This is a genomic window from Serratia sp. JSRIV004 (assembly GCF_019968705.1).
In the GTDB taxonomy this organism is placed as follows: Bacteria; Pseudomonadota; Gammaproteobacteria; order Enterobacterales; family Enterobacteriaceae; genus Chania; species Chania fonticola_B.
Genome location: NZ_CP074140.1, coordinates 5,883,117 through 5,902,818, shown reverse-complemented (window position 1 = coordinate 5,902,818; position 19,702 = coordinate 5,883,117). Strand labels below are relative to the sequence as shown.

The 19,702-nt window shown below is 55.9% G+C and carries 17 protein-coding genes; 5 read left to right on the top strand and 12 right to left on the bottom strand.

Annotated features, from left to right (window positions below; translation table 11 throughout):
- Nucleotides 1-10 precede the first annotated feature (10 nt).
- From KGP21_RS28095 to rfaQ, 3 genes are read right to left on the bottom strand one after another with little or no spacing between them, the layout of a single operon-like run.
- On the bottom strand, nt 11-1,108 hold the full coding sequence (locus tag KGP21_RS28095) for a glycosyltransferase (RefSeq protein WP_223536655.1): 1,098 nt from the start codon (nt 1,106-1,108) through the stop codon (nt 11-13).
- A gap of 3 nt (nt 1,109-1,111) precedes the next feature.
- The gene (locus KGP21_RS28090) at nt 1,112-2,239 is read right to left on the bottom strand and encodes a glycosyltransferase family 4 protein (protein WP_094981578.1); all 1,128 of its coding nucleotides are present in this window, start codon (nt 2,237-2,239) and stop codon (nt 1,112-1,114) included.
- Entirely contained in the window at nt 2,236-3,315 is a 1,080-nt protein-coding gene (gene rfaQ / locus KGP21_RS28085) for a putative lipopolysaccharide heptosyltransferase III (RefSeq protein ID WP_024527877.1), read from the bottom strand. The genes KGP21_RS28090 and rfaQ overlap by 4 nt, the downstream gene beginning before the upstream one ends.
- A gap of 215 nt (nt 3,316-3,530) precedes the next feature.
- On the opposite strand from rfaQ, the gene KGP21_RS28080 reads away from it, so the two are divergent.
- Together KGP21_RS28080 and KGP21_RS28075 are read left to right on the top strand one after the other, a co-directional pair.
- Nucleotides 3,531-4,487: a polysaccharide deacetylase family protein gene (locus tag KGP21_RS28080; RefSeq protein ID WP_059199339.1), complete on the top strand. Its 957-nt coding sequence runs from the start codon at nt 3,531-3,533 to the stop codon at nt 4,485-4,487.
- Nucleotide 4,488: 1 nt separating this feature from the next.
- The gene (locus tag KGP21_RS28075) at nt 4,489-5,583 is read left to right on the top strand and encodes a glycosyltransferase family 9 protein (protein ID WP_021181851.1); all 1,095 of its coding nucleotides are present in this window, start codon (nt 4,489-4,491) and stop codon (nt 5,581-5,583) included.
- Nucleotides 5,584-5,599: 16 nt separating this feature from the next.
- Here KGP21_RS28075 and KGP21_RS28070 read toward each other — a convergent pair whose 3' ends face one another.
- From KGP21_RS28070 to rfaD, 6 genes are read right to left on the bottom strand one after another with little or no spacing between them, the layout of a single operon-like run.
- Nucleotides 5,600-6,589: a glycosyltransferase gene (locus KGP21_RS28070; RefSeq protein ID WP_223536652.1), complete on the bottom strand. Its 990-nt coding sequence runs from the start codon at nt 6,587-6,589 to the stop codon at nt 5,600-5,602.
- Complete coding sequence (locus KGP21_RS28065) at nt 6,586-7,818, bottom strand: O-antigen ligase (protein WP_021807268.1); 1,233 nt, start codon at nt 7,816-7,818, stop codon at nt 6,586-6,588. Before KGP21_RS28065 ends, KGP21_RS28070 begins: the two co-directional genes overlap by 4 nt.
- A gap of 28 nt (nt 7,819-7,846) precedes the next feature.
- On the bottom strand, nt 7,847-9,010 hold the full coding sequence (locus KGP21_RS28060) for a glycosyltransferase (protein ID WP_223536650.1): 1,164 nt from the start codon (nt 9,008-9,010) through the stop codon (nt 7,847-7,849).
- Nucleotides 9,007-9,972, bottom strand: a complete 966-nt coding sequence (rfaC, locus tag KGP21_RS28055; RefSeq protein WP_021181855.1) for a lipopolysaccharide heptosyltransferase RfaC — start codon at nt 9,970-9,972, stop codon at nt 9,007-9,009. Before rfaC ends, KGP21_RS28060 begins: the two co-directional genes overlap by 4 nt.
- A 2-nt stretch (nt 9,973-9,974) precedes the next feature.
- Nucleotides 9,975-11,021 (bottom strand): ADP-heptose--LPS heptosyltransferase RfaF, encoded by a 1,047-nt coding sequence (gene rfaF, locus KGP21_RS28050; protein ID WP_223536648.1) that lies wholly within the window; start codon nt 11,019-11,021, stop codon nt 9,975-9,977.
- A 24-nt stretch (nt 11,022-11,045) separates the two neighbouring features.
- Nucleotides 11,046-11,978, bottom strand: coding sequence for an ADP-glyceromanno-heptose 6-epimerase (rfaD, locus tag KGP21_RS28045; protein ID WP_021807264.1), 933 nt, complete (start codon nt 11,976-11,978; stop codon nt 11,046-11,048).
- Between the two features lie 240 nt (nt 11,979-12,218).
- Here rfaD and kbl point away from each other — a divergent pair, with 240 nt between their 5' ends.
- The 3 genes from kbl (at nt 12,219) to KGP21_RS28030 (ending at nt 15,661) form a co-directional block, all read left to right on the top strand.
- Nucleotides 12,219-13,415, top strand: a complete 1,197-nt coding sequence (gene kbl, locus KGP21_RS28040) for a glycine C-acetyltransferase (protein WP_179248763.1) — start codon at nt 12,219-12,221, stop codon at nt 13,413-13,415.
- A gap of 9 nt (nt 13,416-13,424) precedes the next feature.
- A complete protein-coding gene (gene tdh, locus KGP21_RS28035; RefSeq protein WP_021181859.1) occupies nt 13,425-14,450 on the top strand; it encodes an L-threonine 3-dehydrogenase in 1,026 nt (341 codons plus the stop codon).
- Between the two features lie 251 nt (nt 14,451-14,701).
- Nucleotides 14,702-15,661, top strand: coding sequence for an IS110 family transposase (locus KGP21_RS28030; protein ID WP_059199085.1), 960 nt, complete (start codon nt 14,702-14,704; stop codon nt 15,659-15,661).
- Nucleotides 15,662-15,850: 189 nt separating this feature from the next.
- Here the strand turns inward: KGP21_RS28030 and KGP21_RS28025 are convergent, their stop codons facing one another.
- From KGP21_RS28025 to gpmM, 3 genes are read right to left on the bottom strand one after another with little or no spacing between them, the layout of a single operon-like run.
- A complete protein-coding gene (locus tag KGP21_RS28025; protein WP_223536646.1) occupies nt 15,851-16,801 on the bottom strand; it encodes a divergent polysaccharide deacetylase family protein in 951 nt (316 codons plus the stop codon).
- A 2-nt stretch (nt 16,802-16,803) separates the two neighbouring features.
- The gene (envC, locus tag KGP21_RS28020; protein ID WP_039996198.1) at nt 16,804-18,138 is read right to left on the bottom strand and encodes a murein hydrolase activator EnvC; all 1,335 of its coding nucleotides are present in this window, start codon (nt 18,136-18,138) and stop codon (nt 16,804-16,806) included.
- A gap of 9 nt (nt 18,139-18,147) precedes the next feature.
- On the bottom strand, nt 18,148-19,692 hold the full coding sequence (gpmM, locus tag KGP21_RS28015) for a 2,3-bisphosphoglycerate-independent phosphoglycerate mutase (RefSeq protein WP_021807260.1): 1,545 nt from the start codon (nt 19,690-19,692) through the stop codon (nt 18,148-18,150).
- Nucleotides 19,693-19,702: the final 10 nt, after the last annotated feature.

Here is a 19,702-nt window from a genome sequence, read left to right as displayed (position 1 = left end):
CTGCCTGGAGTTATTTCTTTAACGCCAGATACTGTTGGCAAATAGGCTCCAGGCCATAGCTCAGCAGCTGCTGGTGATTAATGACCGGCGGATGAGCATAAATCTCTGCCATTTTCTCCGCCAGTGAGGCTTCATTTAATTCCGCTAGCGCACGGGTTAACCCCGCTTTTTCCAGAATTTCCTCAGGCCCGCCAGGGCAACGGGTGCTGACGACCGGCGTGTCGCACAGCAAGGCTTCAACCAGCACGTTACCGAACCCTTCACTGTCTGAACTGAGCACCAGCATCGCGGCGTGTTTGATCAGGGGATAGGGATTGGCCTGAAAACCGAGGAACAGCACGCGATCGCTAATGTTTAACTCTGCGGCAAGGCGTTTGGTCTCGTTGATTTGCGCTTCATTACCGGCGCCCACCAGCGCCAAAGGGGCCTGGATACCAGACAGTGCGTAGGCTTTCAGCAAGCGGTCGTGGCGTTTATGTGGATGAAAACGGCCTACGTGCACCAGATAGTCTTTGCCTGCCAGCTCACAAGGCTCTGCTGCCTGCTGTTCGATGGCGGCGATATCAAACGGGTTGTTGATCACCGCCAGCCGGTTAGGAGCAATCCCCAGATTTTGCTGGAGATCGTTGCCCACCGCCTGTGAGACGGCAACGATATTCTGCCGTTGGTAGACACCCGCGACCTTGCGGCTTTTCAGCCAGCGATCGAGGCCGGTACGGTGACCGAGGTAGGAGGTGGACAGAATGCCGTGAATGCAGAACCACAGCCGGGTGCTGTCCAGCACTTTGCTATGGCTGACGATACGATCGGTCTTGTGCAGGTTGGAGAACACCAGGTCGTAACGGCCGTGCTGCTGCTCGTTGGCGGCAACCGCGCGATCCAACATCGCGGCGCGGCGTGCCAGCTCGGTCAGCTTACGCCAAGGCGATCGGCAGTTATCGCTGAGCACCTGATAATTAATGCCGGTGGGGATCGGGTAGTTGCAGACGTCCCGCAATGAGATCAGGCTGACATCATGCCCCAACTGCTGCATGCCCTGGCACAGGGTCAGTACCACCTTTTCTGCTCCGCCGCCCGGCAGGCCGTCGATAATCATCAGAATACGCATAAGTTAGTCCAGCAGTCGGTTATACAACGATATGAGCTGTTCTGAGAGGTGTGCTGGCGTGGCCGACATGATACGCAACCGCGCCGCCTCTCCCATGCTCGATCCCAAGGCTTGCCGTGGCAGTGCAACGATAGCATCGGTGAGGGCGCTGACGTCCAATGCATCACAGACAAAGCCGTTATGCCCAGGAGTGATGAACTCAGCGCCACCGCAGGTGGTGCTGGTGATCACCGGGAGCCCGCATGACATGGCTTCCAAAATCACGTTGGGGAACGGATCGTACAACGTTGGCAGCAACAGGGCATCGGCGGCCTGATAGAACGGCAGCGTCTGTTTCTGCACGCCCATGAAGCGCACCCGGTCACCACAACCCAGCTTTTGTGCCAGTGAGCGGTAACGTTTTTCTGCTTTATCTTTACCCACCACCAATAGGTAGCTGTCGGTGGCGGCTACGGCGCGAATTGCGGCTGCCAACCCTTTACGTTCGAAGCCTGAACCGACAAAGATCAGACAGTGCGCCTGTTGCGGGATCTGATACTGCGCCCGCAACTGCTGCCGCTGTTGCTCATTGGCCGGTAAAAATTTCTGATTGTCGATGGCATTGTAGATCACCGTGATTTTATCGGCCGGCACGCCGAAATCGGCGATGATTTCCCGTTTGATCATCTCGGCGTTGCAGATCACCGCTTTCAGCTCTGGCGCGGCATACATGGCGCGTTCGGCACACATCACATAGCGGTGATAGCGGTTGGAGAACAGCCATTTGCGCCGCCACTCCGGCAGCAGGCGTGCCCGTTGCAGCAGCCAGCGGCGATGGACGCCGTCACCGGCGCGATAGATATCACAGCCGGGGATGCGTTCATGGCTTTGCACCAGATCGAAGCTCTCTTTCTGCCACAGGGCTCTAGCCGCTTCGGCAAAACCGCGTTCGCGGCTGATGCGCCCGAACTTCATCGGGTTGCACAGGTGGATGTGCCAGTTAGGGTTAACGTCCCCCTGCCATTCGCGGGTGATGACGTTCAGATCCAGATCTTGTTGTTCCAGCGCCTCCAGGGCACGGGAAACGAATCGTTCTGCCCCGCCATCCGGGCGGTATTTTTGGCGGACAATCGCCAGGCGAAATGCTTTCATGCAAGCGTGCTCCGCGCGGCTGCAATCACCACGTCTGTAGGAATAAGGTCCAGGTAGCGCTCATCGGTGCCGGTATTGATGGCATCCGGGTCCGGCAGGCTGCCGTAGTCCCCGGCCCAAATCACCTGGCCGATAACCTGCCAGGGGCGCCAAAATACCAGCTTGGATGGCCCGAACAGCGCCACGCAGGGCGTTTGTAATGCCGCCGCCATATGCATGGGGACTGAATCTACCCCGATAAACAGTTTGGCATGGTCGATCAACGCCGCCAGCTGACGCAGGGTCAACTGCCCGGCCAGAGAAACCACCCCTTGTTGTGGGCACTGTTTCAGTATTTGCGCCACCATGTCCTGCTCTTTGGCATCCGGCCCTGAGGTGATCACCAACTGGTGCCCTTCGGCCTGCAATGCGCTGATGGTGGCCGCCATTTTTTCTTCGCTCCAGCATTTAAAGAACCAGCGCGACGTGGGTTGTACCACGATATAGCTGCCGGTGACGCCATTTTGTTGCAAAAGCTGGTGGCTGGCCTGCCAATCTTGTGGGCTGTAGCTCATGGTGACCTGCTGGTTTTGCTCAGGTAAACCCAGCGGTTGCAGCAGCGAGAGATTTTGTTCAACGGTATGCAGATGCTCGTGCCCGGCTACCGGCACCAACTGAGTGTGGCAGTAACGCCACAGGAAGCCACGGCGTTTGGGGAAATCGAATCCCAGACGAATGCGGGCACCGGTGAGGCGAGTAATCAACGCGCTGCGCCACTGGTCGGCCAGGTTGACCACCAGATCGTAGCGTTGTGCCTGCAACTGACGGATCAGATGCAGTTCGTGACCCAAGTGTGCCTTGGTGCCCTGTTTTTTCCACTGGCGATCGATGACAAAGATTTGCGACAGCGCCGGGTTGCTCGCCAACATCTCCTGCGTTTCTTTGTACAGCAGGATGTCGATTTGAGCATCGGGATAGTTCTGCCTCAGCGTATTGATGACCGGAGTGGTCAGCAGCATATCGCCATGATGGCGCAGCTTGACGATCAGAATACGCTGTATGGGCGTGGCAGAAACAGGGGCTGGCGCGTCGTTCATAGTCAGTCGCTTTCAGGGAAACCAATCTTTGATTCTAAATGACCCGATTGCATGTGGCTACTGTTGCTCGGTTTTCTTGCCTGCACAGAAAAAAATAGTGGCATAGAGTGACAATTACGGCTCAATGTTGTCCAAACGAGGCGATAAAGTCGTTTGCCCTGAGGAATGGGGCTGCGTAACATAATGTAAATCTGTGACTATCAGGTTCCCAATGTATGACTAAACCGGCGTTTCTTATCACGATTGATACCGAAGGCGATAATCTGTGGCAAAACCACGATCGCATTTCGACCGAGAACACGCGTTTTTTGCCGCGCTTTCAGGCGCTGTGTGAAAAATATGCCTGCAAGCCGGTTTATCTGACCAACTATGAAATGGCGGTGGATACCCAGTACGTTGAATTTGCCCGCGACGTGATAGCACGCGGCACCGGCGAAGTGGGCATGCATCTGCACGCCTGGAACAGCCCACCGTTGACGCCGCTCACCGATGATGACTGGCGGCATAAACCCTATCTGATCGAATACCCGGCCGATCAAATTCGTGCCAAGGTCGATCATATGACCAAGCTGCTGGAAGATACCTTCCAGACCAAGATGCTCAGCCACCGTGCCGGGCGCTGGGCGTTTAATGAGTTTTATGCCTCATTGCTGCTGGAATATGGCTATCAGGTCGATTGTTCCGTCACTCCGCGCGTTAACTGGCAGTATTCGCCCGGCAATCCGCAGGGCAACGGCGGGACCGACTATCGCCATTTCCCCTCGCAGGCCTATTTTATCGATCCGGCCAATATCGCCAAACCCGGTAATTCCACGCTGTTGGAAGTGCCAATGAGCATTCAGTATAAACATTCGGCGCTGATGAATGCGGTGAAACAGGGCTATGACCGCCTGCGGGGTAAAAAGCGTTCGCCGTCGGTGCATTGGCTGCGTCCCTCCGGTAACAATCTGGACAAGATGAAGCTGGTGGTCGAACGCTCTCTGGCACAGGGGCACGATTACGTCGAATTTATGCTGCACTCCTCCGAGTTTATGCCGGGAGGCAGCCCGACGTTCAAGACCGAGCAGGATATTGACGCGTTATATCGCGATTTGGAGCTGCTGTTTGCCTGGTTGCAACAGCGCACGGTTGGCATGACCTTGGCTGAATACTATCAACTGAAAGTGAATTAACATGTCAAAAAAATGGAAAATCAAGGCCGCTGACTGGTTCTTGCGGCGCTATACGGCAAAGCACGGCCGTTTCCAGCCGCCAGCGACTTTCGACAGCCGTCTCCAGTTCGAGAATATCGTGATTTATTCCACGACGGCACTGGGGGATTTCATGTTCAATACCCCGGTGTTAAGAGCGATGCGCGAACGCTACCCGGCAGCGCATATCACGCTGGTGGTACATGAAAAGAATAGGGAACTGGTAGAAAACGGCCGCTATTACGATCGCGTAGTCTACTGGAATAGCAAAATAAAGACCCTGGGGCCGCTGTTGAAATCGTTGCGTGAGCATCAGCCTGATTTGGCGCTGATCATGCATTCACATCTGCCTTATGACATTATCAGCGCCATTATGGCCGGGGCCAAATATGTCATCCGGGATAACTACAGCTCGGGGATCTGTGGGCTGGAGCCTTGGTTGACCAACTACGTATTTCATTATTACGGCCACTTTATCCGCCGTAAGCTGGAGCTGGTTTCTATTCTGGGTTGCCGTAGCGACGATCCGACCATGGAAATACCGGCACCTTATACGCCAGGCAGTAAAAATCCTGATTTCTGCACCATTGGTTTCCAGCTAGGCGCTTCAACAGAATCACGCTGCTGGCCGGTGGGGCACTTTGCCAAACTGGCGGATATGCTGGTTGCTCGCTATGACAACATGCGCTTCGTGCTGATTGGTGCGCCGATGGAAGAAGGAAAAGCCCAGCAGTTCCAGCGGCTGATCAATGCCAATACCCAGGCTTGCGTTGACAACCAGATCGGCAAAACCGGGCTGCAAGGAGCGCTGACGCTGATCAGTAGCCTGGATGTGCTGGTGACCGGAGATACCGGGCCGCTTCATCTGGCGGTGGCCCTGAAAACCAAGACCATCAGCCTGTTTGTCACCGCAGACCCGCGCTCAACCGGGCCGATCCAGGATCACCAACTGCACCGTATCATTCATCAGTCACGCACGGGCTACACCATGCCATTGGAAGCGGAAGGCCCGGTGGGTGTCATACAACCGCAGCGGGTTTTTGATGAGATCGTGGCTCACGTACCACTGAACCCTTGAGAAAAAAACGCATCGGTTACCCGGTGCGTTTCTTCAGCCAGCGACGGATTTTAGACAGGCAGCTATCCACGCGCGCGAAGCGCATCTGGCGGACTTTCTTGTGCGGAACGTCGCTGTTGCTACACAGGGCCGCCGTTTGGCGCAGGATCGCCAGGGTTTCCGGCGGGTAGCGATAATAGCCGTAGACCGCCTTCGACATGGCCTTTAACTCCGAGAAAGCGTTGGCGAGCATCAGGGCAGCCAGCTGCCGCAGTGGCTCATCACCGCGATGAGCGTCCACGAAGCGCAGCATCTTCTGCATGGCAAACAGCATATCTTCACTATCTTTCGCCCGGATGTTGCGGGTGATCCCACGGTCATTATCCCGATATAAGTAGAGCGGGTGGTCGAGATGCGCGATGTGGCGGGTTTTGAAATATTGGAACGGCGTGAAGATAACGTCTTCATAGCGGCGGCCGTTTTCGAACGTTTCCCCAGCCAGCAGCGTACGCCGGTAAATCCGGCTCCAGACGTGCCACATTGAGTGTTCAAACAGCGGCTTCAGACTGGCCAGGCCGTGCTGTTCGAAATCGTAGCTACGGTAGCGTATCTCGCTATTGGCGGGCACTGCTGGCGGGTTTCCAGAGAATTTCTGATAGTTGAAATCAATCAGGTCATCTCTGCCTTTGAGTAACAGCGGGCGCAGGATCGCCAGATAGTCGCTGCTCAGCAGGTCATCGCCGTCCAGAAATGCGACGTAGCGTCCACTGACGTGTTGCAAACCGACATTACGGGCGTGGGCAACGCCGCCGTTTGCCTGAGTAATGAATTTGCTATGCGGGTGCTGTCTTGCCGCCAGGAATTGGCTCACCAGGGCCGCAGACGCATCGCTTGAGCCATCATCGATAATCACCACTTCAATATCATCACCGATCTGATCGTATAACGAGCTCAGGCTGGCGATGACAAAGTCTTCATTGTTGTATACCGGCACAATAAAGCTGAGCAGCATCGGTGACGAACTCATACCGACGGTTCCTGACGCTTTTTCACCGACAGCACGCTGGCGATGATGGCCAGGCAGAAGACTGCCGTGCCTTCGGTACTGAAGAAGATAACGTCGCTAAGCCCGTAGACAAACAGGCTGAAGGTCACCCCCAGCAACAGCGCATTGCGATACGGCTTAAATGAGGAGATGAATAGGCCGATGTACAGCGCCAGTAACAACAAACTTCCCCAAAGGCCTTTGAGCGAATAGGTTTCCAGCAGTTCGTTATGCAGATGCACGTTGATGTAAGGCGTTACCCCGTACAACCGCGGCTCCTGCGCAACGATGGCGCGGATCTCTTCCCCACGCTGTTCGGCAGATTGTCCCATTGGCGCAAGCGAGCCGGTGCGTATGGCAATGACCTGCATCGTCAGGCGGGAAATAATCGAGTTATCCACTTCGGGCTGGTCGATCATCTGCAGATTGGTTTTGAAATCGGCAACACGCTGTTCTATCTGTGACTTAAAGGCGAAACCGCAGGCCAATAGCAATAAAGGCACCGAGGCGACCAGTTGGATCTTATGCTTGCGGGTCACCAGGTCTTTGGTTGCCAACAGCGACAGGCAGATGGCAACGGGGTACACCAGTATGGCCGCCCGCGTCCCTGTTAGGATGAGAGTGGAGAAGGTGAGCAGGAAGCCAACCACGTACAGCGGGATGCGATACTTGGTCCGCAGCATCAGTATCGCCTTCATCATGACCAGGCTGATGGCGGTCATCAGGTAGGCAACGACGGTAGCCCGGTCGAAGTTAAGCTCCACGCGCGAGATATCTAACTGCAGGCCCTGATAAAGCGCATAGCCATTGACGGCCAAACCACAGACCAGAGCTACGACAATGAAGGCACGTTGCATGCAAAGACGCTCGTTCAGTGCGATCAACAAAATAAACGCTGTGGCAATCTGCAGCTTACCGGTCGACATATACGAGCGGTAAATATTGATGTATTCGCCGGGCTGCTTGAAATGGTTCATCCAGAAAATCGTCCCCATGCCTACGCAGAAAAACAGCAGCGGCAGGATCAGGTTTCTTTTGTTTTTCAGGAAGTACCTTAAGTGCAGACAAACGGCAATAAAGGAAATATAGCTGGAGACATAAAACAGGTTACGCCCCGTGTCGAAGCCAAAAGGGATGGTACAAAAGGCAATGGCGCATCCCAGATAGATCAGGTAGCTGAAAATCGGGTGCGGGGCTGTTTCTTTAAACATGGAGTAAGGTTTCCGGCTCACATTACGGTTAAGCAATAAAGGATTGCAGCGTGTCGTCGAATTCTGTTTTGAACAGAGCATAGCTGAAATGTTGAGCGGGGTAGTGCCGGGCATTCTGGCTCATCTGGTGGTAGGTTTCTGCCACCAGCAGTTTCTCTACCGCATCCGCACAATCGATATGCGACAACAGCTTCGGCGTGACCAGGCTGTCGGAGAGGGGATCGTAAACCTCGTGTGGGAAATCGACCTTGATGCCGGTTAACCGCTGGTGCTCTTCAATGGATACCGTCGGCGTCAAGCCAATGCCGCAGTAGCCGTCTTTCACCGCTTCCGGCTGGCCGTCTACCATGGGGAAAATCACCGGTACGCCAAAATAGAGCGACTCCATGCAGGATAAGCCGAAGGGTTCGGTGATCGGCGTGCTCATATAGATTTGTGTGCGGTTGAAAAAATCTGCCACGTTATCCTGAAAGCCGCTGAAAACCACCCGCTCACCGAGCTGCAGCTTGGCTGCCAGGGCTTCAAACGCTGTCCGATCCGGGCCTTTGCCCGCAATTTCCAGATAAACGTCGTGCCCACGGCGCAGTAGCTCCTGCATCATCAGCAGAGAAACGCTGATGCCTTTCAGGCTCACCAGGCGCGAGGCAGTCCCAATCCTGATCGGCTGTGCCAATGATTTTGGCGTTTCACCGATCCCGCTAGGCGTTTTGATGCGGTTGATCACCACCGGATTCGGGCAAGGCAGATTAAAGCGCAGCTCCATCACTCGTTTTGAGGCATGGGAGGCAGAAATCATGCCATCCAGCATGGCGAAGAAGCGCAAGGTCTTGTGGTTTTTGGCGTAGCGCCATGAGCAACCATGATCATAATAGACCAGTTTGCCACGCTTGGGCTTGGCCGCCAGCCCTGGGATCAGATCCCACACGATAATGACGTCGGCGTTTGCCCGCTCGATTTTTCTTTGCAGCAGGTATTTGCGCAGGAACTGTGGGCAACGCAGAGGGAGCGAATTGAACAGCCGGTTGGCAAAGGTGACCTGCTGGTTCGGCATCTGTTGGCGGATCTCTTCGCCAACTTCGCTGCTGACGCAAATCACCTCGTTACTGCCGTCGTGGGTATCATTGATATACTGCAGGAACAGGCGCTCAACCCCGCCCATCTTGCCTAAATTGATAATATGCAGCTTTTTCATGCAATAACCTTTTGCAGTTCTGTCCAAACGGCGTCGGCGGTGAGGGTGGCCATGCTTTTTTCCGGCGAAATCAGTGAGTGCTGATTCTGCCCGTAACCGCCGATCAGCCCCGGATCGGTCGGGCCGAACAGGGTGATATTCGGGCGATCCAGCGCGGCGGTCAGGTGGCTTAATCCGGTATCGACCGACACTACGGCTTTTGCCCCAGCCAGCACTTCGGCAACCTGTTGCAGACTGAGCTTGGGTAACACTTCAACGTGTTCAAACCCTTCTGCCAGCCGTAAAGCGCGTTGGCGTTCGTGCTCAGCCCCCCAAGGTAGCTTGATGTTTATGCCGCTCGGAGCGATCAGCGCGATCAGTTCGCGCCAGTTTTCCTCCGGCCAGTGTTTTTCATCCCGCGTAGTGGCATGCAGGAACACCAGATATTGCCCGGCATCGGCGGGTGGTTGGCTTAGAAAACGAGCGGCAATGGCGTAATCACCTGTGCTCTGCGGCTTTGCATATCCCAGGCTCTTGGCGAACAGCTCGCGAATGCGTTCCACCGCATGCTGCTGCTTGTCGATCTCATGGCGATGATTATAGAACCAGCTGGCAAAAGGCTCGCGGACGCTTTTGCAGTCCAGGCCGTGTTTGCTGCCGTGCGCGATGCGCGTCACCAACGCCGCGCTCTTGATCAGGCCCTGTGCATCGATCACGATGTCATAGTCGCGCTCCTGCACCTGGCGCTTGAAATCGCAGCGCTGTTGGCGTGTTTCACTGCCGAACCAATTTTTACGCCAGCGGCGGATGGCCACTGGGATCACGCGATCCACTGCCGGATGCCAGGTAGGGATCTGGCTGAACCCCTCTTCCACTACCCAATCGAAGCGGATACCGGGGATGGCGTGCATCGCGTCGGTCAAGGCCGGCAGCGTATGGAGCACATCCCCCATCGAAGAGGTCTTTACGATCAGCACCTGCATGATTATTCCTCGCTGGCGGCTAATAACGGCGTCAGCGCGTCTAACACCTGCTGTGGCTGGATGTCGATCAGGCTATGGTGATAGCCCTGGTCGGCATCGCCTTTGCGTACCTTGTGATAACCACTGATCAGGCGGATCACCTTGGCCTGATGGGACAGCGGCGGCGTGAAGTCCGGGCTGCTTGGCCCGTACAAGGCTATCAGAGGTTTATTCAACGCTGCTGCAACGTGCATCAGGCCGGAATCGTTACTGACCACGGCCCGGCAAGAGGCCAACAGGATCACTGCCTGTTCGAGCTGGGTTTCCCCGGCCAGGTTGAAGCAGAAATCGCGAGACTTTTCTGCCAATGCGTCACGGATCTGCTCACCGGCCTCGTGGTCTTTGGCTGAGCCAAACAGGGCGATTTGATAGCCTGCGTCGATCAACATCTGTGCCAGCGTGGCGTAATGGTAATGCGGCCAGCGTTTGGCTGGGCCGAATTCGGCGCCTGGGCAAAAACCGATAATGGGCCGGTGATCGGTGAGATTAAACGCCGACGTGGTTTCGGCAATCTCTTCGTCACTGACCTGCAACTGCGGCCAGAGTATCGGCTGCGGCAGATCTTCGGCGCGCTGTATCCGCTGCTTGTCATAAGCCAGTGCGACATAGCGCTGCACCATCAATGGGAATGCTGCTTTATCCAGTACGCGGAGATCGTTGAGCAGGCCATAGCGCATCTCGCCGCGCCAGCCGGTACGCTGCGGCACGTTGGCAAAGAAGGGCACCAGGGCAGACTTGAATGAGTTGGGCAGCACATAGGCACGGTCATAACCATTAGCGCGTAGCGCATGGCCAAGACGGCGGCGTTCGCCCAATGCCAGGGCACCGTGGCCCAGCGGCATTGCCAATGCCTGGTTGACTTCGGGCATCCGCGCCAGCAGGGGACGGCACCAGGCAGGTGCCATCACATCGATTTCTGCCGACGGGTGCTCGGCCTTCAGGGTGCGGTAGAGACTTTGCGACATCATCATATCGCCAACCCACGAAGGGCCAATGACCAGTATTTTCATACCGTGAGTAACTTCCTTCAGCGCTTAAGCGGGACGATTCAACCAGGCCATGTATTCTTTCACGCCTTCAGCCACGGTTTTGAACGGTGCGTCATAACCGGCAGCGCGCAGCTTGGTTTGATCGGCCTGGGTGTAAGCCTGGTAGCGGCCTTTCAGCTTTTCCGGGAATTCAATGTATTCCACGGCACCGGACTGATGGTATTCCACTACCGCATCGGCCACCGCCTGGAAGGTTTCCGCACGGCCGGTACCGCAGTTGAAGATGCCGGATACGCCGTTCTTCCAGAACCACAGGTTGACCGCCGCCACGTCGCCGACGTAGATAAAGTCACGCTTGAAGTTTTCGCTGCCGGCGAACAGTTTTGGATTTTCGCCACGGTTGATCTGGTTGTTCAGGTGGAACGCGACGCTGGCCATGCTGCCTTTATGGCCTTCACGCGGGCCGTAAACGTTGAAGTAACGGAAGCCACACACCTGCGAATCCGCTTCTGGCAGGATCTCGCGCACGTATTGGTCGAACAGGAATTTGGAGTAACCGTAAACGTTCAGCGGCTGCTCAAACTGACGCTCTTCGATAAAGTTATCGGTGCGGCCGCCGTAGGTGGCAGCGGAAGAGGCATACAGGAACGGGATCTGACGATCCAGGCAGTAGTGCAGGATGTCTTTGGAATACTGATAGTTGTTATCCATCATGTATTTGCCATCCCACTCGGTGGTAGAGGAACAGGCACCCTCATGGAAAATGGCGTCAATGTCACCCAGATCGTCACCGGCCATGATGCTGGCGATAAAGTCTTCTTTATCGACATAGTCAGCGATATCAAGGTCGACCAGGTTAACGAATTTGGTGCCATCTTTCAGGTTATCCACCACTAGGATATCGCGATATCCGTTTTCATTCAGTGCCTTGATGATGTTGCTGCCAATCATGCCAGCGCCGCCAGTGACGATAATCATTGGGTTTACCCCTGTGTTCTTCCCGGTGGTGCACAATGCCCCACCCTATATGCTGCCTATAATAGCATTTCATGCCATTGGGAACATCGGTACGGCTCTTAATATCCCGTGCCGTTACACTATGCGCCGGTTTGCCGTGATATCTGCTGCAATTTTCAGATTCTCTGCGGCGGAATGTCGTCAGTTTGCCGGCAACGCAGTAAAATATGCCGAAAATGCCCCTATCCTGGAGATGACCGAATGTCTGCGTCTTTTTACCAGCAGCTGGAACAGCAGCTTGCTACCACTCGCGCCGAAGGGCTGTTTAAACAAGAGCGCATTATCACTTCTGCCCAACAGGCCGATATCTCGGTGGCTGATGGTCGCCAGGTGATCAACTTCTGCGCCAATAACTATCTCGGGCTGGCTAACCACCCGGCGCTTATCGAGGCGGCAAAGGCCGGGATGGATAGCCATGGCTTCGGCATGGCGTCAGTGCGTTTTATCTGTGGTACACAGGATAGCCATAAGCAACTGGAACAAAAGTTGGCCGATTTCCTGGGAATGGAAGATGCGATCCTCTACTCCTCTTGTTTTGACGCCAATGGTGGCCTGTTTGAAACCCTGCTGGGCCCGGAAGACGCCATTATTTCCGACGCGCTGAACCATGCCTCGATCATCGACGGCGTACGCCTGTGCAAGGCCAAGCGCTATCGCTATGCCAATAACGACATGAGTGAACTGGCCGAGCAACTGAAGCAGGCCAAGGCGGACGGGGCGCGCCACATCATGATCGCCACCGACGGGGTGTTCTCCATGGACGGCGTGATCGCCAACCTGAAGGGCGTGTGCGATCTGGCGGACCAATACGATGCGCTGGTGATGGTCGATGATTCCCATGCTGTGGGGTTTGTCGGCGCCAACGGGCGTGGGACGCACGAATACTGCGAAGTGATGGACCGCGTCGATATCATCACCGGCACCTTGGGTAAGGCGCTGGGCGGCGCTTCCGGCGGCTATACCGCTGGCAAGAAAGAGGTGGTGGAGTGGCTGCGCCAGCGTTCACGCCCTTATCTGTTCTCCAACTCGCTGGCGCCGGCCATTGTGGCAGCGTCGATTAAGGTGTTGGAATTGCTCGAAGACGGGGACGCCCTGCGCGATCGCCTTTGGGCCAATGCCAGCCTGTTCCGCGAAAAAATGACCGCAGCGGGCTTTACGCTTGCCGGGGCCGATCACGCCATCATCCCGGTGATGTTGGGTGAAGCAAAACTGGCGCAGGATTTCGCCAACGCACTGCTTAAGGAAGGCATCTACGTTACTGGTTTCTTCTATCCGGTGGTGCCAAAAGGTCAGGCACGTATCCGCACCCAGATGTCAGCCGATCACTCACCGGAGCAGATTGAACGTGCCGTTGAGGCGTTTATCCGCATCGGTAAGACGCTTGGCGTTATTGCATAAGGTAATTCGATGAAAGCATTAGCAAAACTGAAAGCGGAAGAAGGTATTTGGATGACCGATGTGCCTCAGCCTGAGCTGGGCCACAACGATGTCATGATTAAGATCCGCAAAACCGCTATCTGCGGTACTGATGTGCATATCTATAACTGGGACGAATGGTCGCAGAAAACCATTCCGGTACCGATGGTCGTGGGCCACGAATATGTGGGTGAAGTGGTCGCCATCGGTCAGGAAGTCAAAGGTTTCAGCATTGGCGATCGCGTTTCTGGCGAAGGGCACATCACCTGTGGCCACTGCCGTAACTGCCGCGGTGGCCGTACGCATCTGTGCCGCAACACCACCGGCGTGGGCGTAAACCGCCCAGGTTCTTTTGCCGAATATCTGGTGATCCCGGCGTTTAACGCCTTCAAAATCCCGGACAATATCTCGGACGAGCTGGCCTCGATCTTCGACCCGTTTGGCAACGCCGTGCATACCGCGCTCTCCTTCGACCTGGTTGGGGAAGACGTGCTGGTATCTGGCGCAGGCCCAATCGGCATTATGGCCGCGGCGGTATGTAAACACGTTGGCGCACGCCACGTGGTGATCACCGACGTGAACGAATATCGCCTGGAGCTGGCGCGCAAGATGGGCGTGACCCGTGCGGTAAACGTCAGCAAAGAAAACCTGACGGACGTGATGGCCGAGTTGGGCATGACCGAAGGGTTTGACGTGGGCCTGGAGATGTCCGGCGCGCCACCGGCGTTCCGTTCGTTGCTCAATGCCATGAACCACGGCGGCCGTATTGCGATGCTGGGGATCCCACCTTCAGATATGTCGATTGACTGGACTCAGGTGATCTTCAAGGGGCTGTTTATCAAAGGGATCTACGGCCGCGAAATGTTCGAAACCTGGTACAAGATGGCGGCACTGATCCAATCCGGTCTGGATCTGACGCCGATCATCACCCACCGTTTCTCGATTGATGAGTTCCAGCAGGGCTTTGACGCCATGCGTTCCGGGCAGTCGGGGAAAGTGGTGCTGAGCTGGGATTGATGTGATACCCCTCACCCTAACCCTTATGTCTTGATCTTCTCCGCCTTAGCGGAGAAGATCCCCGACTGATCATCGGGAGATAGCCGGTGAGCTCCCCCTAACCCTAGTGCCTATGAGCCCGTGGGAGAGATTGTGCCCCGGCTGTCTATTTCCCTGTCGCCTTGTAGACCGAACGGTATCCTGTGCCTATGAGCACCTACATATAAGGATGGTCCGGCGATAAATTTCAGACATGGTTATGGAGTGCCATAATGCGTAGAACCCCTGTCGGCGTTGATATCGCTAAACACAAATTTGATGTCGCCGTACTGCTGGACAATCAGAAGTATAAAACCAAAAAGTTTGCCAATACCCCTTCTGGATGCCGCGAGTTCGCAGCCTGGTTGAGCCGCTTTGGCGACTGTCATGTCTGTATGGAAGCCACCGGGAGCTACAGCACGGAACTGGCCACTTATCTGGCAGACAACAACTACCACGTCAGTCTGATGAACCCGGCGTGTATCCATTCCTTCGGCAATACAGAACTGGCCCGGAACAAAACGGACAAAAGCGATGCAGCGATGATAGCCCGCTACTGCGCACTGCATCAGCCTGCCCCGTGGTTCCCAGCCCCGTTGAGCGAGCGCCAGTTGACCGCGTTGGTCAGGCATCTTAAGAACCTGGAAGAGATGCGTCAGATGGAAGAAAATCGCCTGGAGGTGGCCGAAGCAGTCATCGTCCCTTCACTCAATGAGCACATCGCCACGTTGGATGAACTGATACGAGAAACGAAAAAGAAAATCAGTCAGCACATCGATGATAACCCTGACCTGAAACGGGACAGCGAGTTGCTAAAAAGTATCCCTGGAGTGGGAGAGATGCTGAGCTCCAGCCTGCTGGCCTTCGCAGGAAACCTGCGTCGGTTCACCAGCAGCAAGGCCCTGGTAGCGTACGCAGGACTGAATCCACAGCGATGTGAGTCGGGGATGTTTAAAGGGAAAAGCCGGTTATCGAAAGTGGGGCACGGTGAGCTGCGAAGTGCGTTATACATGCCCGCGGTAGTGGCAGGCCAATACAATGTTGTGGTTAAAGACTTAACAGAAAGGCTGAAGTTGCGTGGGAAGTCGGGCAAAGAAAGAGTGTGTGCGGCGATGCGAAAGTTGCTGCAACTGGCCTATGGTGTGGTGAAATCAGGAAAGACATTTAATGCGGAAATACCGCTTGCCGGATAGCCGACAAGACGGTATCTCTCCCAAAGGGAGAGGGGACCGATCTGCGTTTGTTGATATTCCCCACTCTTTCCGAAGCCGCGCAGGCTGATCGCGTTCGTTGGTGCTCCCCATACTTTTCGAAGCCGCACAGGTTAACTCGCGACACTGGATCAGCTCCCTCTCCCTGTGGGAGAGGGTTGGGGTGAGGGGCTACGGCTTGGTTGGCTCCGAACCTACCCAGTGCTGCCAATGGCGTTTGATCACCAGCACGACCGGCGACTGCGCCACGCTTTCTGCAATGATGCCCAGCGCATGGCTGGCATTCATGCCTTCCTGCGGCAATTTAACTTTGCACTGCTTGATGCCACCGGTGAACGGATTTTTCGGCTGCGGTTTGTGTGGCTTGGATGGCGGCACATAGCCGCTTCCGCTCTGCTGCGGCTCATTGAGCAGCGAGCTGGGTTTCACCAGTACGATGTCGGAGGGCAGCGTAGCCAGCATCTGTTGCAGCACTTTTACCGTTGCCGGGCGCGGGTGGCCGATGGCAATGGCCGATCCGTTGCGGCGCGCCAGCTCGACGGCACGATTAAACTGGCGGCGGATATCGTCCGGGTTGGCCGTATCGTCAAGGAACACCTTGCGTTTGATCACCTTCACGCCGGTGCCCGCCGCCGCATGCGTGGCCTGGCTGTTGCCGATGGTCATGCTGTCGAGAAAATAGAGATGGTAGCTTTCCAGCGCCTGCATGACCTTTTGCATGCCCGGCAGGCTGGAGGTCATGGCGCTGCCCATATGGTTGTTCATGCCCACCGCAAAAGGCACGTTATTCACCGCATTACGGATGATACGCTGCACTTCTTCACTGCTCATGGAGGGTTGTAAGGTATCGCGCTCCAGCGGCTGTTTGCTGAGGGGAGCCATGGGCATGTGGATCAGCACTTCACGGCCTTGGCTATGGGCTTTGGTGGCCATCAGATGGGCGTGAGGCGCATTGGGCAGCACGGCAACGGAGATCGCCGTCGGCATTTGCAGTACGGCATTTTCTTCATGTGGGCGATAGCCCACGTCATCGATCACGATAGAGAGCTTGCCTGCCTGCGCTGCGCTAACGCACAGCAGCGCACTCAACAACAGGGCAGTACGCGTTTTGCTATAGTACAAATCTATCTTCCCAACCACGGCTGTGGGTTAACGGCCTGACCCTGGCGACGGATTTCGAAATAGAGCGATGGCGTTCCCTGACCACCGCTGGTACCGACCAGGGCGATAGGCTGACCGGCACGCACCTGCGCCCCGACGCTAACCAAAGCGCTCTGGTTATAGCCATACAGGCTCATATCGCCCTTACCGTGTTCGACCACGACCACCAGGCCATAGCCTTGCAGCCAGTCAGCCAGCAGCACGCGGCCATCGGCAATGGCTTTGACTTCGCTGCCTTCGGCTGCGGAAATCACCATGCCTTTCCAGCGTAACTCACCTTGCAGTTGCTCGCCAAAGCGATGTTCGATGCGGCCACGCACTGGCCATACGGCTTGCCCCGCAGGCTTGCCCAAACCGCCGGTTCGCGCCATCAGTGAACGCTCACCTTCGCTCGGTTTATAGCTGGTGCCGGTTTTCTTCGCCTGCTGCTCTTTGACTTTGACCTGCTCACGCACCTTGGCCGCTTCACGCGCTTCGCGTTCGGCTCGGGCGCGGGCTTCACGTTCGGCACGGGCGATCTGATCGCGCAGACGGCTTTCGTTCTGGCGCAGTTCCACCAGCCGCTGTTGATCTTTTTCCAACGAGGCTTCTAACGCGGTCAGGGTTTTTTTACGGGCGATGCGCGCCTGTTCCAGCTTTTGCTGCTGGGTTTGTTGCTCGCCAAGCAAGGATTTCTGCTGACCCTGTTTGGCCACCAGCGAGCTCTTTTGCTCTGCCAATTGCTTGCGGGTCTGCTTGAGTTGTTCAATCGACTGTTGACGTGCTTCGTTCAGATAGCCGAAATAAGCCAGCATGCGCTCACTGCGCTGGGTTTCCTCGCCGCTGAGCACCAATTGCAAGGCGCTGTGTTGCCCCTGGCGGAAGGCGGCATCGAGCTGTTTGGCGAGGATTTCCTGCTGAGTGGACTGCTGTGTTTGTAGCTTGGCGATGGAGGTGTTCAGCCCGGCAATGTCTTTGCCCAGTATGTCGAGCGTACCTTGGGTATCACGCAGCGAACGGCTGGCTTGCGCGATGGTCTTTTCCTGGAGTTTGAGCTGATTTTGCAGCGAACTGCGCTGTTGTTGCTGCTGTTTAACCGCTTTTTCTTTTTCCGCGATGCTCTGCTGAATATCTTTGAGCTGGGATTTGTTATCTTCCGCGGCGTTGCTGGTGAATGGCAACAACAATGCGCCAGCGAAAAACACGCTGGCGCAGAGTGTGGTTAACTTCCGTGGCGCGGAGCGTTCAGGCAGCGGTTGGCTGCCTGAGTTTGCGCTTCGGGTTACCCTTGATAGTGCAAAATTCGCCTTCTCCCTCATGGGGAAGGATTATTCCACGATGAACAGCGGCTTACCAGTCATCTCTTGCGGGATTTCCATTCCCATCAGTGACAGCATGGTTGGAGCGATGTCGGACAGTTTGCCACCTTCCACCGCTTTGGCGGCTTTACCGATGTAGATCAACGGCACTGGCAGGCTGGTATGGGCAGTGTGCGCCTGGCCGGTGGCCGGATCGCGCATTTGCTCGGCGTTACCGTGATCGGCGGTGACCAGCAGTTGGCCGTCAACGGCTTTCACCGCTTCAACTACCTGCGCAATGCAGTTATCCAGGGTTTCTACTGCTTTGACGGCTGCATCATAGACACCGGTGTGGCCAACCATGTCGCCGTTCGGGTAGTTACAGATGATGGCGTCATATTTACCGCTGTGGATGGCTGCCAACAGCTTTTCGGTCAGCTCGGCGGAGCTCATCTCTGGCTGTAAATCGTAGGTGGCCACTTTTGGCGAGTTGATCAGAATACGGTCTTCACCTTTGAACGGTTCTTCGACGCCGCCGTTATAGAAGAAGGTGACGTGGGCGTATTTTTCGGTTTCCGAAATGCGCAGCTGGGTTTTGTCATGCTTCATCAGCCACTCACCGAAGGTGTTGGCCAGCGAGGCAGGTGGATAGGCACAGGCGGTTTTGATGTCGGCGGCGTATTCGGTCAGCATGACAAAATCACCAAACTTGACCACTTTGCTACGTGGGAAGCCGTCGAAATCGGCATTGACGAAGGCGCGGGTGATCTGGCGAGCACGGTCGGCACGGAAGTTCATGAAGATTAACGCGTCGCCGTCGTTCATCTCGGCGCTGGCTTCGCCCGCAGCCTGGATCACGGTTGGTTTAACGAATTCGTCGTTTTCGTCACGGGCATAGGCAGCCTGCAGCGCGGCCACGGCGTTGTCGGCGGTGAATTCGCCTTTGGCCTGGGTCATCAGATCGTAGGCCAGCTGTACGCGGTCCCAACGATTATCACGATCCATCGCATAGTAACGGCCGATCACCGTGGCGATACGCCCGGCACCCAGCGTGGCAAATTCGTCACTGAAACGTTTCAGTGTATTTTCAGCACTGCGCGGCGGAGTGTCGCGGCCATCCAGGAAGGCATGCAGGTAAACCGCTTTGGCACCGCGCTGTGCGGCCAGCTTGATCATCGCCAGGATATGATCTTCATGGCTGTGGACGCCACCAGGGGACATCAGGCCCATGATGTGTACCGCTTTGCCTGCCTTCACGGCCTTGTCGACGGCGCTGGTCAGCGTTGCGTTGGTGAAGAAATCACCGTCTTTAATCTCTTTATCCAGACGGGTCAGGTCCTGATACACGATGCGGCCAGCGCCGAGGTTCACGTGACCGACTTCCGAGTTACCCATCTGGCCATCAGGCAGGCCGACATCCAGACCGGAAGCGGCAATCAGCGTATGCGGCTGTTGTTGCCACAGACGGTCCATGACCGGCGTTTTGGCGTTCAGGATCGCGTTGTCCTGTTGCTCTTCCCGGTGGCCGTAACCGTCCAGGATCACCAGTACCATGGGCTTTTTCTTGCTCGACATTGCAGTAACC

Excerpts from the sequence above, each read along its gene's own strand:
- KGP21_RS28095 (WP_223536655.1), bottom strand. The coding sequence starts at position 1,108 with ATGCGTATTCTGATGATTATCGACGGCCTGCCGGGCGGCGGAGCAGAA.
- KGP21_RS28090 (WP_094981578.1), bottom strand. The coding sequence starts at position 2,239 with ATGAAAGCATTTCGCCTGGCGATTGTCCGCCAAAAATACCGCCCGGAT.
- rfaQ (WP_024527877.1), bottom strand. The coding sequence starts at position 3,315 with ATGAACGACGCGCCAGCCCCTGTTTCTGCCACGCCCATACAGCGTATT.
- KGP21_RS28080 (WP_059199339.1), top strand. The coding sequence starts at position 3,531 with ATGACTAAACCGGCGTTTCTTATCACGATTGATACCGAAGGCGATAAT.
- KGP21_RS28075 (WP_021181851.1), top strand. The coding sequence starts at position 4,489 with ATGTCAAAAAAATGGAAAATCAAGGCCGCTGACTGGTTCTTGCGGCGC.
- KGP21_RS28070 (WP_223536652.1), bottom strand. The coding sequence starts at position 6,589 with ATGAGTTCGTCACCGATGCTGCTCAGCTTTATTGTGCCGGTATACAAC.
- KGP21_RS28065 (WP_021807268.1), bottom strand. The coding sequence starts at position 7,818 with ATGTTTAAAGAAACAGCCCCGCACCCGATTTTCAGCTACCTGATCTAT.
- KGP21_RS28060 (WP_223536650.1), bottom strand. The coding sequence starts at position 9,010 with ATGAAAAAGCTGCATATTATCAATTTAGGCAAGATGGGCGGGGTTGAG.
- rfaC (WP_021181855.1), bottom strand. The coding sequence starts at position 9,972 with ATGCAGGTGCTGATCGTAAAGACCTCTTCGATGGGGGATGTGCTCCAT.
- rfaF (WP_223536648.1), bottom strand. The coding sequence starts at position 11,021 with ATGAAAATACTGGTCATTGGCCCTTCGTGGGTTGGCGATATGATGATG.
- rfaD (WP_021807264.1), bottom strand. The coding sequence starts at position 11,978 with ATGATTATCGTCACTGGCGGCGCTGGCATGATTGGCAGCAACATCATC.
- kbl (WP_179248763.1), top strand. The coding sequence starts at position 12,219 with ATGTCTGCGTCTTTTTACCAGCAGCTGGAACAGCAGCTTGCTACCACT.
- tdh (WP_021181859.1), top strand. The coding sequence starts at position 13,425 with ATGAAAGCATTAGCAAAACTGAAAGCGGAAGAAGGTATTTGGATGACC.
- KGP21_RS28030 (WP_059199085.1), top strand. The coding sequence starts at position 14,702 with ATGCGTAGAACCCCTGTCGGCGTTGATATCGCTAAACACAAATTTGAT.
- envC (WP_039996198.1), bottom strand. The coding sequence starts at position 18,138 with ATGAGGGAGAAGGCGAATTTTGCACTATCAAGGGTAACCCGAAGCGCA.
- gpmM (WP_021807260.1), bottom strand. The coding sequence starts at position 19,692 with ATGTCGAGCAAGAAAAAGCCCATGGTACTGGTGATCCTGGACGGTTAC.